The sequence below is a fragment of the Roseateles sp. NT4 genome, assembly GCF_051857475.1.
In the GTDB taxonomy this organism is placed as follows: domain Bacteria; phylum Pseudomonadota; class Gammaproteobacteria; order Burkholderiales; family Burkholderiaceae_C; genus Pelomonas.
This window is the reverse complement of the sequence record NZ_JBPZGZ010000002.1, coordinates 793,144-807,284: the sequence shown is the minus strand read 5'-3', so window position 1 is coordinate 807,284 and position 14,141 is coordinate 793,144. Positions and strand designations below refer to the sequence as shown.

The 14,141-nt window shown below is 68.4% G+C and carries 17 protein-coding genes; 9 read left to right on the top strand and 8 right to left on the bottom strand.

All coding sequences use genetic code 11. The annotated features are described in order from the left end of the window. Nucleotides 1-59: 59 nt before the first annotated feature. Nucleotides 60-344 (top strand): hypothetical protein, encoded by a 285-nt coding sequence (locus ACS5PN_RS13375; RefSeq protein ID WP_439464453.1) that lies wholly within the window; start codon nucleotides 60-62, stop codon nucleotides 342-344. Here ACS5PN_RS13375 and ACS5PN_RS13370 read toward each other — a convergent pair. The 3 genes from ACS5PN_RS13370 to ACS5PN_RS13360 all read right to left on the bottom strand — a co-directional run bounded on the left by ACS5PN_RS13370 (nucleotide 341) and on the right by ACS5PN_RS13360 (nucleotide 2,995). Then, the gene (locus ACS5PN_RS13370) at nucleotides 341-1,357 is read right to left on the bottom strand and encodes a DUF3667 domain-containing protein (protein ID WP_439464452.1); all 1,017 of its coding nucleotides are present in this window, start codon (nucleotides 1,355-1,357) and stop codon (nucleotides 341-343) included. The two genes, ACS5PN_RS13375 and ACS5PN_RS13370, sit on opposite strands and share 4 nt — an antisense overlap. A 62-nt stretch (nucleotides 1,358-1,419) precedes the next feature. After that, nucleotides 1,420-2,118, bottom strand: coding sequence for an aspartate/glutamate racemase family protein (locus ACS5PN_RS13365; RefSeq protein WP_439464451.1), 699 nt, complete (start codon nucleotides 2,116-2,118; stop codon nucleotides 1,420-1,422). A gap of 1 nt (nucleotide 2,119) precedes the next feature. Continuing rightward, nucleotides 2,120-2,995: an amino acid ABC transporter substrate-binding protein gene (locus ACS5PN_RS13360; protein ID WP_439464450.1), complete on the bottom strand. Its 876-nt coding sequence runs from the start codon at nucleotides 2,993-2,995 to the stop codon at nucleotides 2,120-2,122. Between the two features lie 95 nt (nucleotides 2,996-3,090). On the opposite strand from ACS5PN_RS13360, the gene ACS5PN_RS13355 reads away from it, so the two are divergent. Continuing rightward, nucleotides 3,091-3,987 (top strand): LysR family transcriptional regulator, encoded by an 897-nt coding sequence (locus tag ACS5PN_RS13355; protein WP_439464449.1) that lies wholly within the window; start codon nucleotides 3,091-3,093, stop codon nucleotides 3,985-3,987. Nucleotides 3,988-4,031: 44 nt separating this feature from the next. Beyond that, nucleotides 4,032-4,643, top strand: coding sequence for a glutathione transferase GstA (gstA, locus tag ACS5PN_RS13350; protein ID WP_439464448.1), 612 nt, complete (start codon nucleotides 4,032-4,034; stop codon nucleotides 4,641-4,643). Here gstA and ACS5PN_RS13345 read toward each other — a convergent pair whose 3' ends face one another. From ACS5PN_RS13345 to ACS5PN_RS13335, 3 genes are all read right to left on the bottom strand, one after another. Continuing rightward, nucleotides 4,644-6,191, bottom strand: coding sequence for a thioredoxin family protein (locus ACS5PN_RS13345; protein WP_439464447.1), 1,548 nt, complete (start codon nucleotides 6,189-6,191; stop codon nucleotides 4,644-4,646). A gap of 70 nt (nucleotides 6,192-6,261) precedes the next feature. Next, complete coding sequence (locus ACS5PN_RS13340) at nucleotides 6,262-6,681, bottom strand: nuclear transport factor 2 family protein (RefSeq protein WP_439464446.1); 420 nt, start codon at nucleotides 6,679-6,681, stop codon at nucleotides 6,262-6,264. After that, nucleotides 6,678-7,106 carry a MerR family transcriptional regulator gene (locus tag ACS5PN_RS13335; RefSeq protein ID WP_439464445.1) on the bottom strand — a complete coding sequence of 143 codons (429 nt, stop codon included), beginning with the start codon at nucleotides 7,104-7,106 and terminating at the stop codon, nucleotides 6,678-6,680. The genes ACS5PN_RS13340 and ACS5PN_RS13335 overlap by 4 nt, the downstream gene beginning before the upstream one ends. A 48-nt stretch (nucleotides 7,107-7,154) precedes the next feature. On the opposite strand from ACS5PN_RS13335, the gene ACS5PN_RS13330 reads away from it, so the two are divergent. Continuing rightward, nucleotides 7,155-7,820: a DNA alkylation repair protein gene (locus ACS5PN_RS13330; RefSeq protein WP_439464444.1), complete on the top strand. Its 666-nt coding sequence runs from the start codon at nucleotides 7,155-7,157 to the stop codon at nucleotides 7,818-7,820. Here the strand turns inward: ACS5PN_RS13330 and ACS5PN_RS13325 are convergent. Next, nucleotides 7,817-8,194 (bottom strand): cupin domain-containing protein, encoded by a 378-nt coding sequence (locus ACS5PN_RS13325; RefSeq protein WP_439464443.1) that lies wholly within the window; start codon nucleotides 8,192-8,194, stop codon nucleotides 7,817-7,819. The genes ACS5PN_RS13330 and ACS5PN_RS13325 overlap by 4 nt on opposite strands. Nucleotides 8,195-8,445: 251 nt before the next feature. On the opposite strand from ACS5PN_RS13325, the gene ACS5PN_RS13320 reads away from it, so the two are divergent. After that, nucleotides 8,446-8,652 (top strand): hypothetical protein, encoded by a 207-nt coding sequence (locus tag ACS5PN_RS13320; protein WP_439464442.1) that lies wholly within the window; start codon nucleotides 8,446-8,448, stop codon nucleotides 8,650-8,652. Nucleotides 8,653-8,892: 240 nt separating this feature from the next. Here the strand turns inward: ACS5PN_RS13320 and ACS5PN_RS13315 are convergent, their stop codons facing one another. Next, a complete protein-coding gene (locus ACS5PN_RS13315) occupies nucleotides 8,893-10,944 on the bottom strand; it encodes an FAD-dependent oxidoreductase (protein WP_439464441.1) in 2,052 nt (683 codons plus the stop codon). Between the two features lie 227 nt (nucleotides 10,945-11,171). On the opposite strand from ACS5PN_RS13315, the gene ACS5PN_RS13310 reads away from it, so the two are divergent. The 4 genes from ACS5PN_RS13310 to ACS5PN_RS13295 all read left to right on the top strand — a co-directional run bounded on the left by ACS5PN_RS13310 (nucleotide 11,172) and on the right by ACS5PN_RS13295 (nucleotide 13,906). Then, nucleotides 11,172-12,497 carry a DUF4397 domain-containing protein gene (locus ACS5PN_RS13310; protein ID WP_439464440.1) on the top strand — a complete coding sequence of 442 codons (1,326 nt, stop codon included), beginning with the start codon at nucleotides 11,172-11,174 and terminating at the stop codon, nucleotides 12,495-12,497. Between the two features lie 74 nt (nucleotides 12,498-12,571). After that, nucleotides 12,572-13,258: a hypothetical protein gene (locus tag ACS5PN_RS13305; protein WP_439464439.1), complete on the top strand. Its 687-nt coding sequence runs from the start codon at nucleotides 12,572-12,574 to the stop codon at nucleotides 13,256-13,258. 16 nt (nucleotides 13,259-13,274) lie between these two features. Then, nucleotides 13,275-13,685, top strand: a complete 411-nt coding sequence (locus ACS5PN_RS13300) for a DUF1801 domain-containing protein (protein WP_439464438.1) — start codon at nucleotides 13,275-13,277, stop codon at nucleotides 13,683-13,685. Then, nucleotides 13,682-13,906, top strand: a complete 225-nt coding sequence (locus ACS5PN_RS13295) for a cysteine-rich CWC family protein (RefSeq protein WP_439464437.1) — start codon at nucleotides 13,682-13,684, stop codon at nucleotides 13,904-13,906. The genes ACS5PN_RS13300 and ACS5PN_RS13295 overlap by 4 nt, the downstream gene beginning before the upstream one ends. Nucleotides 13,907-14,141 lie beyond the last annotated feature (235 nt).

The following is a 14,141-nucleotide window of genomic DNA, read 5'->3' as shown; positions in this document are numbered from 1 at the left end:
AGCAGTATCTGCCGCCATCCCGACGCCTCCAGCGACAGCCGGACGAGTGGCGAGGGCAGATGCGTGAATGGCAAGCAGGCCGGGTGGATGGCGGCTATGCTGCGCCCACTCCACCGGATGGTGGCGTAGAAAGGCTGGCTGTGCAGACACTCGACGAGATGCGTGACCGTTGCCTGCTGACCGATGAGCAGCATGCCGAGATCGGTGCCTGGGTCAGCCAGGCGCGCACCCCCGAGGCCATCCTGGCCATGCCCGAGGGACTGTGGCGCACACTGGAGCTGGCCAGCGTGCTGATGGATGTGGACGCCGACCTGCGGCGCCCGCCCGAGCTGTCTTTCGGTTAGCCCGCCGCCAACGCACCGGCCATCGTCAGGAACACGAGGCCCAGGGTGATGATGACCCAGTGCAGCACCGCCAGCAGGGCGGCGCGCAGCACCGTCGTCCACCAGCTGCCCGCGTGCACCCGCTTCAGCGCCACCACCGGATAGATGTTGGACCAGGCCCAGATGGCAAAGGCCACGGCGCCCCAGGGCAGCAGCACTGCCAGCAGCAGCATGCCGTACCAAGCCGCATGCAGATGCATGGCGAAGACGAAGTGGGCGCCATAGGGCTGGCGCCAGAACAGCAGCTTGAGCAGGCCGGCGAAGAAGGGCAGGGAGCACAGCACCGCATAGGGCGCCAGGCCCAGCATGGTCGCGCCCATGGCGTGCATGGAGCCCTTGGGATCGGCGCGCCAATGGTCTTCGGCGCGGTGCAGGCGGTCCTGCATGCCGTGAGGCAGCTGGGTGGCAATCTCGGGGTTCAGGATGTGCATCTCCCCGCTGTGCTCGGCCAGCTTCTTCTTGACCTTGGCCATGCCTTTGGATGCCGACGCCGCCGCCGAAGCGGCCTCGGGCACCATCTGCACCACCTCGTTGTCCGCTTCGTCATCCAGCCCCAGCGTGTGCGTGCTGCCCGGCATCAGCTTCAGCGCCAGGAAGAACAGCAGGCCCAGGGTCAGCAGCAGGCGCAGCGGCAGCACATAGCGCTGCTTGCGGCCGGCCAGGTACTCGCGCGTCAGGAAGCCCGGCTTGGCCATCAGGCCCCACAGGCTGCGCCACAGCGTGCCCTCGACGGCGATGTAGTGGCTGACGAACTCGTGTACGAACTCCATCAGCGACGGCGGATGGTTGGCCGTGTCCTGGCCGCACTGGCTGCAAAAGCGTGCCTGGCTGGCCAGCGTCGTACCGCAGTTCAGGCAGTCGCCGCTGGCGCCATGGCCACCGTGGCCGCCGCCGGCCGCCAGGCCCGCCAGTTCGGCCGAGGCTGCCACGGCGGCAGCGCCACCGGCCAGGCCGCTCAAGCCCGCGTCATCCATAGTCCATCCCTTCTGAGTCGCCGGCGCGGAGTTTGCCGCAGCCGGCGCTCCGATGGGGCATCTCAACCCGGCCGGATGCGGGCGACGACCTCGCGCGCCAGCGCCGCGGTGGCGTCCGCGACCGGCCGCCCGCAGGCGGCAGCATCGAGCACCAGCGGGATCTCGGTGCAGGCGAGCACCAGCACATCGGCACCGCGTCGGCTCAGCGCTTGGGCTGCCTCGGTCAGCAGGGCCTGGCCGGCCTCCAGCCGACCGGCCTTGACGGCGTCGATGCCGGGCATGACCTGCTCCAGCATCTCGCCGGCCGTGGGCAGCAGCCAGGTCGGGGCCGTCGCGCCGGGCAGATGGCGATTGATGTAGAGGCCCGAGGCGATGGTCGCGTCCGTTGCCAACAGGCCCAGGCGGGCCTGCGGGCCGGCCAGCCGCTGCGCTTCACGCAGGGCAGCGTCGACGAGATGCAGCATGGGCCGCTGCAACCGGGCCTGGACGGCATCGAACCACAAGTGGGCCGTGTTGCAGGGCATGACGATGAGGTCCGCCCCCGCCGACTCCAGCCGCCGGCCGCAGTCGACGATGGCGTCCAGCGGCGAATCGCCCATGCCGCGAAAGGCCGCCGTGCGATCCGGGATCTGCGGCAGGCAGCTGACGATCATGGGCACATGGTCCTGGTCGCGCGCGGCGGGCGTGGCGTCCAGCACCTTGCGCATGAAGTCGATGGTCGCCAGCGGGCCCATGCCGCCGAGCACGCCCACGACGTCCATGTCAGACTGCCGGCTTGTCGGAGAGGGTCTTCAGGTTGTCGCGCAGCTCCTTGCTCATCGGTGCATTCAGGTTGATGCCGCGCGGCGGAATGGGCGAGAGGAACCACTTCTTGTACAGCGCCTCGAACTCGCCGTTCTTCATCATGGCGCCCAGGGTGTCGTCGACCAGCTTCTTGAAGGCCGGGTCGTCCTTGCGCAGCATGATGGCGTAAGGCTCCACCTGCAGGGGGTCACCGACGACGGCCAGCGCGGCCGGGTCCGTGCTGCTGGCGCGCAGGCCGAACAGCAGGATGTCGTCCATGCCGAAGCCATCGGCGCGGCCCTGCTGCACCAGCAGCGCCGCCTCGGCATGATCCTTGGCCCCCAGCAGTTCGAAGCCCGCCTCTTCCTCGGCGTTGAACCGGCGCAGCACCAGCATGTTGGTGGTGCCGGTGGTGGACACGAGCTTGCGGCCCTTCAGGTCGTTGAAGCCGTGCACCGGCGAACCCGCCTTCACCAGCAGCCGCGTGCCGGTGTAGAAGTAGTTGATGGAGAACGCGACCTGCTTGCCGCGGCTGCTGTTGTTGGTGGTGGAGCCGCACTCGATGTCGATGGTGCCGTTCAACAGCAGCGGGATGCGGTTGGCCGACGTGACGGCTTGCGTGGCCAACTGCAGGTCGGCGCGGCCGGTCGCCTTCTTCACCTGCTCGACGACCTTGGCGCAGATCTCCCAGCCGAAGCCGGTGGGCTTGGCATCGGCGCCGAGGTAGGAGAAGGGAATGGACGAGTCCCGGTAGGCAACGGTGAAGGTGCCGGACGCCCTCACCTTGTCGAGCGTGCCGGGCTCGGCGTGGGCGGTGACGGCGAAGAATGAGGCGGCGAGGGCGACGAGCTTCATGGCGTTCTCGGGTGTGTGGATCGGATGCGTTGAATGCTAAGAAAACGTCCCCGCGTCGTGCATCGCGTTTGACGTCGAGTTCATAAGCTGGACTAATGAAGTCCGCCATGCGCATCAAGCACGTCGAAGTCTTCCACGCGGTCATGCTGACTGGCAGCGTCGGTGCCGCCGCCCGGCTGCTGCACGTCACCCAGCCTGCCATCACGCAGACGCTGCAACACGCCGAGCTGCAGCTGGGCTATGCCTTGTTCACACGTCAGAAGCGCCGCCTCGTGCCCACGCGCGAGGCCCAGGCCCTCTACCCGGAAGTGCAGGCGTTGATGCTCCAGCTGGAGTCCTTGCGCCGCATGGCTTCGGCGCTGCGGCAGGACCAGGACAGCCCGTTTCGCATCCTCATCGTGCCGTCGCTGGCCGTGCGCGCCTTGCCCGATGCGCTGCGCATCTTCCGCAAGGCTCACGCCGGCATGCCGGTGTCGGTGCGCACCCTGCATTCCAACGACATCGCCCGCGCGATGGCCCTGCAGGAAGCCGATGTCGGCATCGTTTACGGCAAGCTGCCGCATCCTGCGCTGCAGGATGAGCTGGTGGCGACGGGGCGCCTGGTCTGCGTGTCCGCCCGCAAGACGCGGGCCGACAAGCGCACGACGGTGACCCTGCAGGAGGTGCTGCGTGAACCCTTCATCCGCATCGACGAGCGCGACCCGCTGGGCGCCGTGCTGGCCGACCACTGGTCACGCCTGGGCCTGCAGGCCCAGGCCGGCATGACGGTGCAGACGCATCACATCGCCATGGTCATGGCCGAGCAGGGCTTCGGTCCGGCCATCATCGATTCCTTCACCGCCCAGGCTGCCTCGGGCGAGGCCCTGCAGGTGCGCACGCTGCTGCCCGAGGTGCCGGTGGAGATCCATGCCGTGCAGCCCCAGGGCCTGCGCTCGCCGCGGGCGGTGGCCGACTTCATTGCGGCCTTCCGCAGCGTCATCGCGCCGGCATAGGATTTGCCGGCTCCCTTGGCCCGTCAACCCGGAGACATCCCGCCATGAAGCTCTATTTCAGCCCCGGCGCCTGCTCGCAGTGCCCCCATATCGTCCTGCACGAAGCGGGCATCGCCCACGAGGCCGTGCAGGTCAACCTGAAGACCCACCAGCTGGCCGACGGCAGCGACTACTACGCCATCAACCCGCGCGGCTATGTGCCGCTGCTGGAACTGGACAGCGGCGAGCGCCTGACCGAGAACGCCGCCCTGGTGCAGTACATCGCCGACCTGGCGCCCGCCAAGGGCCTGCTGCCGCCGGCCGGCAGCCTGGCGCGCACGCGGGTGCAGGAATGGCTGGCCTTTGTCGGCAGCGAGTTGCACAAGGGCTTTGGGCCGCTGTTCAACCCAGCCGTGCCGGATGAGGTGAAGGCCCTCTTCAAGAAGAAGCTGGTCGACCGCTTCACCTGGGTGGACAAGCAGCTGGCCGGCAAGTCTTACCTGATGGGGGAGAGCTTTTCGGTCGCGGATGCCTATCTCTTCGTCATCACGGGCTGGACCGGCCGCATGGGCGTGGACATCGCGGGCCTGGAGAACCTGGCGGGCCATCAGGCGCGCATGAAGGCGCGCCCGGCCGTCCAGGCCGCGCTGCAGATGGAGCAGCAGGCCGCGGCCTGATCAGGCCTTGGCTTTCATGAGGCCGGCACAGGCCGACTTGGCCTTGGCGTCGCCGGCGTCCAACTTGCCGCAGACGCCGTCGAGCTGGGCCTTGAGGCGGCCGACGGCGGCGGCCTGGGTCGGGCCCTGGTTCCACGTCGTCAGCAAGCTGCCGACCTTCTTCAGCGAACGCTCGCTGCGCTCGTAGAAGGCGCCGGGGTCCTTCTCGGCCTCGGCGAACAACTGGGCGGCGGCCTTCTCGATGCGCGGCGTGTCCTCGGGGCTCAGCTCGATCAGCGCGCCCAGGTAGTTGGAGCCCCATTGCAGTCGCGTGGCCGGGCCCTCGCTCTTGTTGAAGGCTTCCTCGTACCAGCGCAGTGCATCGACCTTCTTGCCCTGCTTCCTGGCATTGCTGCCGAGCTGGCTCATCAGGTAGTAGGGCGAGTGGCTGCGCGCCAGGGCCGACTTCAGCAGCTCGTCGCTCTCCTTCCACAGGCCGGCGCGACCCAGCAGGTGAGCGGCTTCGGTGACGACGGCCTGGCGCTCGTAGCCATCGGTGATCTCGCGGTTGGCCTTGCCGGCCTGGTCACGCGCTTCGGTCAGCAGGGCGGCCGGGATGCCCTTGGGGTTGGGCTCGTCCTTGGCCGAATCGATGCGGGCCAGGTCGATGCGGCCCTGCAGCGCGTTCAAGCGGTCGGCGCGGGACAGCGTGGCGTCCTCGTTGAGCCGCTTCAGTGACGCGTCGAACTCGGCGACCAGCGCGGTGCGTGCCTCGCCCGGCTGAGGCGCAAAGGCCTTGACGAGGTCCGGTGCCTCGTTGGTCAGCACGTCCATCTGGGCGCGCGACTGGGCGGCGTCGCCGAGCACCGCGCGCAGGCGCGGCAGTTGCGCGGTGTCGGCCGCCTTGCCTTCGGCCATGGCGCCGACCGACTTCAGCCACAGCCGCGTCGTCGTCTCGGCGTCGACACCTTCGCTGGCCTTGGCCAGCTGGGCCAGCGTGGCCGGGCGTTCGGTCACCGGCAGCAGTTGCTGCTCGTCGGTCTCCCAGCCGTAGAAGCCCAGCAGCCGCCACTCGTTGGCATTGAGCTTCTTGCCGGCCCTGGCGTCGGCCAGCACCGTCTTGACCTGGCGGCCGCTGGACAGGCCCAGCTGCAGCACCTTCATGACCTGGGCCGCATCGGCCTCGCCGGGCAGGCGGGTGATTTCGTTGCCGGCCGGGTTGAAGAGGATGAGGGTCGGGTAGCCGCGCACCTTGAAGCGCGTGCCCAGCTTCTGCGCGCCGGGCCCGTCGCCGTCGATGCCCACCGCGACGAAGGCCTTGCTCTGCTCGATGAAGTCGGCGCGGTTGAACAGCGTCGCCTTCAGCTGGTTGCAGGGCGGGCACCACTTGGCGCCCCAGTACAGCAGCACCGGCTTCTTCTCGGCCTTGGCCTGGACGAAGTAGCGGTCGATGTCGGCATCGGCCGCGGCGGCCTGCCAGGACACGCCCGGGCCGGTGCTGGCATGGGTGGCCGGTGCGGCCAGGGTCAGGGCGAGGGCGGCAGTCAGCGCCAGGAGATGCAGTTTCATGAAGAAGCTTGGATTCGCAGCAGCGATAGCCTCGATTGTGCTCGGCCGCTTGCTCGCTTCTGTCACAAGGTTATTCGGCCGGTGCTGGCTCCCCCAGCACGCGGCAGGCCAGGTCGGTGTCCATGTATTCGGTCACCGACAGCAGCCGGCCGTCGGCGACCCGATAGACCATGCAGTAGTGGTTGTCATAGGCCTCGCCGCCGGTTGTCATCACCTCGCCTCGGTACTGCACGACGACGGTGTCGTCTTCGGCGATGAAGTGGTCGGCGTGGCTGCGGTAGCGCGTCGCGAAGCGCTTCATCAGTGGGGCGAGCAGCTGTTGCAGCACGGCCTCCCGGCCCTGCCAGCTGCGCGACCAGGCCGAGTGGCCAGCGATGGTCCAGCTGAAGTCCTCGGCCATGGCGTCGCGCAGGGGCCGGCCGTCGCCGTCGGCCAGGGCGGCGTAGATGGCCTGCAGCAGGGCCTTGTTGGCAGCAGTGGTGGTGTTCATGGCTTGCTCCTGGGTTGCAGCGGGTCGCGCGCCGGGCGGTGGCCGGTGGCGATCCAGTCGTCGTAGAAATCCAGCTTCTGGTCCAGGGCCATCAGCGCCTCCTGCCAGCGGGCGATGGTGGCCAGCACGTCGGCGCGATGGGCGGCCAGCATGTCGCGGCGCGCGGCCAGGCTCTTGCGGCCCTGGGTGACGAGTTCGGTGTAGCGGCGCATCTCGGCGATGGACATGCCGGTGGTGCGCAGCCTCTCCATCAACTCCAGCCAGGCGACGTGCTGCTCGCGGTAGCGCCGCCGGCCGCCGCTGTCGCGTGCCACGCCGGGCACCAGGCCTTGGGCCTCGTACCAGCGGATCGCATGGACGGACTTGCCGCAGCGCGCGGCCAGGGCGCCGATCAGCAGCAGGGGAGGGTCGTCGAGAGTGGTCATGAAGCCATTGGACGACCTAGAGTGCACTCGAAGTCAAGGACCCGTTCGATGAGCAGCACAAGACTCGATCTCGCTTTGGGCCGCCTGCGTGCCGCCGCCCGACCCGAAGCCCTGGAGGCCATGGCCCGCTTCGGCCTGACCGGCGACGCCCGCCTGGGCCTGGCCGTGCCCACGCTGCGTGCCCTGGCCCGCGAGTTCAAGCGCGACCATGAACTGGCCCTAGCGCTGTGGAACAGCGGCATCCCCGACGCCCAGATCCTGGCCGGCATGGTGGCCGAGCCGGCTCGGCTGACTGTGGCGGAGATGGACCATTGGGTGGCCGGCATGGGCGCCTGGGACGTCTGCGACCAGGCCTGCACCAATGCCTTCGTCAAGAGCCCGCTGGCCTGGGCGGCCATCGCGCGCTGGGCCAGGCGCAGGCCCGAGTTCGAGAAACGGGCCGCCTTCAGCCTGCTGGCCGTCGCCGCGGTGCACCAGAAGACTCGGCCGGACGCCGACTTCCTCGCCCGCCTGCCCCTCATCGAAGCGGCGGCCGACGATGAGCGCAACTTCGTCAAGAAGTCGGTCAACTGGGCGCTGCGCCAGATCGGCAAGCGCAGCGCAGAGCTGCGTGAGCCTGCGCTCACTGTGGCGGAGCGCCTGTGCCAGCGTGAGGAGAAGTCGGCGCGCTGGATTGGCAACGATGCCCGGCGCGAGCTGAGCCGCCTGGCCTAGGCGGCGCCGAGCTGCTCCTCGATGGAGCGCGTCTTCTCGTTGGGCGTGTCGCCGCTGTGCAGCGTCGTCTTGCGCTCCACCAGCATCAGCAGGCATTCCTCTTCGGCCACCGGGCAATGCTCCACGCCGCGCGGCACGACGAACATCTGCCCGGCTTCCAGCGTGACGGCGCCGTCGCGCATGTCAATGCGCAGCCGGCCGCGCAGGATGTGGAAGAGCTCGTCCTCGTCCGGATGGCGGTGCCAGCCGAAGGTCCCCTGCACCTTGGCGACCTTGACGTAGTTGTCGTCGAAGGCGCCCACGACGCGGGGCGACCAGAACTCGGTCAGGCTGGCGGCGACGTCGACGGGGCTGATGGCGGCGGTGGTGGACATGCGGGCTCCTGGCTGGAGTCTCAGCCTAGCTCAGCCGACCCGGAACGGCTTTCGTCAGGGTTTGCGGCCTCATAAATCGACTCTGACCCCAGTTTCAGTCCCTCTTTTGGGGGGAGGGGCGGGGGATGCGCCGGGGCTTCATCCCCCCTCGCTCCACCCTCCGGGTGATGTCCCGGAAAGGGCCCGGCCGCGATGCTGACGGCATGGCGTTGAACACGACGCCGCCCCTTCAGCAACACGGAGCCGACACCATGCAATTCTTCAGTTCCTTGCAGTCGTCCAAGTCCAACGCCAAGCTGACCAACGGCGCGCCGCTGCGCTGCGTCAACAGTGCCGTCAGCGCCCGCAAGCTGGACTGCGGTTGGTACGACTCCAGCTTCGACCTGGCTGAGGGGCTTGAGGTCATCGAGCAGGACAACGACACGATGTACCAGCTCTGGGAACTCTCCCTGAACTGAGCCCACCCCCTACGGCCTGACGGCCGCCCCCTCAAGGGGGCTGAGCCCGGACATCAACAGTCCTGAGGACTGTTGGTGCCTGGCGAAGGACAAGGCCTCTGGCCTTGGCAACGTCAGCCGCCCGGCACAGCGCTTGCGCTGCGGTGAAGGCTCATATCGCGCAGTGATGTGATGCCGGAGCCAAAGCCGGATCGGCGGGAGTTGCGCGAGGGAGCGCCGGCCTGCGGCGGCGCAGCAAGACTAGAGGGTGCAGGCGAGCTTGGTCCCTTGCAGGATGGCCCGCTTGGCATCCAGTTCGCCGGCCTCCAGCGCGCCGCCGATCAGGTGGACGTTGACGCCGGCGGCCCTCAGCGGCGCCTCCAGTTCGCGCAGCGGCTCCTGGCCGGCGCACAGCACGATGGTGTCGGCCTCGATGAGCTGGGCGTCGGTCCGCTTTTCGCCATAGCTGACCCACAGGCCTTCGGCCGTGATCTGCTCGTAGTTGACGCTGGCCAGCATGTCGACGTTCTTCATCTTCAGGGCGGCGCGGTGGATCCAGCCCGTCGTCTTGCCCAGGCCCGCGCCCGGCTTGCCGGCCTTGCGCTGCAGCAGCGTGATCTGGCGGGTCGGCGCCTCGGGCGCCGGGCGCAGCAGCCCCGCCCTCACCTGCTCGGGGTCGCCCACGCCCCAGTGACGGCGCCAGGCCGCCGGGTCCAGCGTCAGCGAATGGCCGGCCTCCAGCAGGTATTCGGCCACGTCGAAGCCGATGCCGCCGGCGCCGACGATGGCGACGCGGCCGCCCACCGGTTTCTCGTGCCTCAGCACGTCGATATAGCTCAGCACCTGGCCGCGGGCCTGGCCCTCGTCCTGGCCCTTGATCTTCGGGTTGCGGGCGCTGACGCCGGTGGCCAGCAGCACTTCGTCGAAGCCCTTCAGGTCTTGGGCCGAGACCCGACAGTTCAGCTTCAGCTCGACGCCGGTGATCTCGATGCGGCGGCCGAAGTAGCGCAGCGTCTCCTGGAACTCCTCTTTGCCCGGGATGCGCTTAGCCATGTTGAACTGGCCGCCGATCTCATGGGCCGCGTCGAACAGCGTCACCGCATGGCCGCGCTCGGCCAGCGTCGTCGCCGCGGCCAGGCCTGCCGGGCCGGCACCGACGACGGCGATGCGCTTCTTCGCACCATTCACCGGCTTGAGCACGATCTCCTGCTCATAGGCCGCGCGTGGGTTGACCAGGCAGGTCGAGATCTTCTGCGCGAAGGTGTGGTCCAGGCAGGCCTGGTTGCAGGCGATGCAGGTGTTGATCTCGTCCGACCGGCCCTGGCGGGCCTTCTGCACGAAATGCGAGTCGGCCAGGAAGGGCCGGGCCATGGACACCATGTCGGCGCTGCCGTCGGCCAGCACGCCTTCGGCCACCTCGGGCGTGTTGATGCGGTTGCTGGTGATCAGCGGCGTCGTGATGCCCTCTTCCCGCAACTGGGCGCGCAGCTTGGCGGTCACCCAGGCGAAGCCGGCGCGCGGCACGCTGGTCGCGATGGTCGGGATGCGGGCCTCGTGCCAGCCGATGCCGGTGTTGATGATGTTCGCCCCGCCCTTGGCCACGCGCCGGCCCAACTCGACGACTTCCTCCCAGCTGCTGCCGTTGGGCACCAGGTCCAGCATGGACAGGCGGTAGATGATGATGAAGTCCGGCCCGACGGCCTCGCGCATGCGGGCGAGGATCTCCAGCGGCAGGCGCATGCGGTTTTCATACGAGCCGCCCCAGGCGTCGCTGCGCTGGTTGGTGTGCTCGACGAGGAACTGGTTGATGAAATAACCCTCGCTGCCCATCACCTCCACGCCGTCATAGCCGGCCTCGCGGGCCAGCTTGGCGCAGCGGATGAAGGCCTTGATCTGGCGCTCGATGCCGCGCGGGCTCAGCTCCCGCGGCGTGAAGGGCGAAATCGGGCTCTGGATGCGCGATGGCGCCACACACAGCGGCGAGTAGCCATAGCGGCCGGTGTGCAGGATCTGCAGCGCGATCTTGCCGCCCTCGGCATGCACGGCGTCCGTGATGATCTTGTGCCGCCGCGCCGCGCCCGAGGTCGCCAGCGTGCCGGCAAAGGGCTTGGCCCAGCCTTCGATATTGGGCGCGAAGCCGCCCGTCACGATCAGCCCCACCTCGCCCCGGGCACGCTCGGCGAAGAACACGGCCATGCGCTCGAAATGCTTGCGCCCGTCCTCCAGGCCGGTGTGCATGCTGCCCATCAGCACGCGGTTCTTCAGCGTCGTGAAGCCGAGATCCAGGGGGGCGAGGAGATGGGGATAGTTCATGGCGGCGATGCTAGCGACGCGCAGGCGCCGGAATTGGAGTGTTCTCCTCAGCGCCGAGGGTGACGCTGTGGTGACGGTCGGTCGTCAATCACCAGCAACAGTTCTTCACCGGCCGCTAGGTGGCGGAAACCGTGACATCCTCAGCTTGAGTTCTAATCGCGAGTCCGCGTATTTGGCCGCAGCTTTGCAACAGGGCCCGGCGGTTTGGTTTTTTCGGAGAGTTTTCGATGCGATTCACCCCCTGGGCCACTCGACTGGTCTTGACGCTGAGCCTTTCGGCCACCGCCTTCCTGACGGCCTGCGGCGGCGGCGGCGGCGGCGGCAGCGACACGCAAGTGCGCCTGCTCAATGCCTCGCGCTCCTATCCCCAGTTGGATCTGACGGTCAACGACAAGTCCATCAACACCAAGGTGGGTTATGCCGCCGTCGGTGACTACGGCACCGTCGACACCAACAACACCGCCACCAAGGTGCTGACCAGTGACGTCGGCACCAGCGTCTCGGCCACGACGCCGACGCTGGCCTCGGGCAGCAACTACACCTTCATCACCTACGGCTTCGCCGGTGCCGTCCGCACCACGCTGCTGCAGGAAGCTGAAACCGCGCCTGACGCCAACAAGTCCAAGCTGCTGGTCCTGAACCTGGCGCCCGACGCCGGCGCGCTGGACGTCTACGTGACGACGGCGACCGACGACATCAACTCCGCCACGGCACTGACGACCAACCTGCAAGGCGGTACCAGCAGCGGCTACGTCCAGATCAACTCGGGCACCTTCCGCGTCCGCGTGACCGGCTACAACAAGCGCAGCGACCTGCGCCTGGACCTCCCGGCCCTGACCCTGGACTCCGCGACCGTCAACACCCTGATCCTGACCGCCTCTGACGGCGGTGTGCTGGTCAACGGCATCTCCATGGTTCAGAAGGGCGCCGTCAAGAACTACCCCAACGCCCAGAGCCGTGTGCGCACCGTGGCCGCGCTGACCAATGGCGCCGCCGTCGGCTCGACCGTCAACGGCCAGCAGATGTTCAGCAGCGCCATCAGCCCCCTGATCAGCGACTACGTGACGACGTCTTCCGGCGCCAGCACGCTGACCACCACCGTCAACGGCGCCGCCGTGAGCTTCACGCCGCCGACGCTGACCGCCGGCAACGACTACACCCTGCTGGTCTGGGGTGACGCCGCGGCGCCCAAGCTGTCCGTGCTGAATGACGACAACCGCCTGCCGACCGTGAACGGCAACGTGAAGATCCGCATGGTCAACGCCATCGCCTCCCAGCCGGCTGGTGTGTCGCTGAACGTGGACTTCAGCACCATCGCTGCCAATGTGCTGCCGGGCACGGCCTCCACGCCGAACAGCATCTCGTCCACGACCGCCTCGCAGGTGGACGTGACGGTGCCGACCTCGGCCACGCCGATCTACACCAACTCCACGCTGGCCTTCCCGGCCAACAGCGTCTGGACCTTCTTCGCCGTGCCCAACACGGCCACGACGGCCACGACCAACTCGCCGGTGCCGGGCTTGTCCGCCCTGCCCAAGCGCGAGCGCCCGTAAGCCAGGCTGACCTTGGCAAAAGCCCCCGAGCCTCGCGGCCGGGGGCTTTTTCTTTCTGGCGCGAAGATCGCACCGTGTCGACACCCACCCGCGTTCACCTGCAACGCCTGCGCCTGCTGTGGCGCAGCGCCGGCTGGCCCAGCCAGGACCTCGTCGAGGTCGAGCTGCTGGCGGCGGGCTGGGTCGAGCGCCTGCAGGAGGCCGACGGCCGCGAACGCCTGCGCGTCACGGACGCTGGCATCGCCCATATCGCCGCCTCGCTGACCCGCAACCGCGCTGCGCGCGATGCCCATGAGAGCCTGGTCGAGCGCGTCGCCACCGAGATGCAGCGCGCCGGGCGCATTGCCTGGCGCGGCCTCGCGCTGCGCGCCGGCCTGCCTGGTGAAGACGGCAAGATGCTGTGGGTCAACGCCATGCCCGACGTCTATTCCATCCGCCACAGCACGGTGGAGGACTACCTCGAACCCGCCATCCACGAGATCAAGGTCAGCCGTGCCGACCTGCTCGGCGAGCTGCGCCGCCCGGCCAAGTCCGCCGCCTACCGGGCCCTGTGCGGCCAGTGCTGGTTCGTCATCAAGGCCGGCATCGCCCAGCCCGAGGAGATCCCGCCCGACTACGGCTTGCTGATCGGCCACGACAGCCATCTCGAACTCGCCCGGCCGGCGCCCAAGCGGGCCCACAAACCCGACTTCGCGACCTGGATGGCCCTGGCCCGCGCCACGCCATTGCCTGCGCCCGAAGATCCACAATCCGCGCTTTGACCGTCGCGACTGCGCCATGGCCGCTGCCAACAAGACCGTCCCCACCGATGCCGACGTCGAGGCCCATCTCGCGGCCCAGCCCGAAGCGCGCGCGGCCGACTGCCGGGCGCTGATCGCGCTGATGCAACGCGCCAGCGGCCACCCGCCGGTGATGTGGGGCCGCATGGTCGGCTTCGGCCACCACCACTACGTCTACGACAGTGGCCGCGAAGGCGACATCTTCGAGATCGGCTTCGCCAGCGGCGCGGGCGGCAAGGGCGACATCAGCCTCTACATCGGCACCAGCGCCGAACGTGAAGCCCTGATCGCCAGGCTGGGCAAGCACCGCCAGGGCAAGGGCTGCCTCTACATCAAGCGCCTGGCCGACGTGGATTCGGGCGTGCTGGAGCAACTCTGCGCTGCAGCATTGCGGGAGAAGCGGGCATGAACACGGGCTCCATGCTCGACACCAACTGCCCGCGCTGTGGCGGCGGCTTCGAATGCGGTGTGCAGGCCGGCCACTGCGCCTGCTTCGGCATCCGCCTGACCGAGAGGCTGCGCGTCGAACTCGCCGAGCAGTACAGCGGCTGCCTGTGCCTGCCTTGCCTGCGGGAACTGATCGAGGCGGATGCACGCCGGGCGATGACGGCTAGCCCACAGCAAGGTTGAACAATTGGCGCGCACCGTCCTTCGGTATGGACTCTGGTTGCTGCGGACACCGAAGGGCGCTCAGGACTCCAGAGTGTTCCATGAGGAGAAGCGCGGAGATTGGCCCATCAGCCTCCAACAACGAGCACTTGGCATCCGCCTTCACGCACCCGGCATCTATGGCCGGTCGTTCGCTCGCATGGGCGACTGGAAAGGCTTCTATCTCACGGCGACTGGAGAGGCCCCGATCAAAACC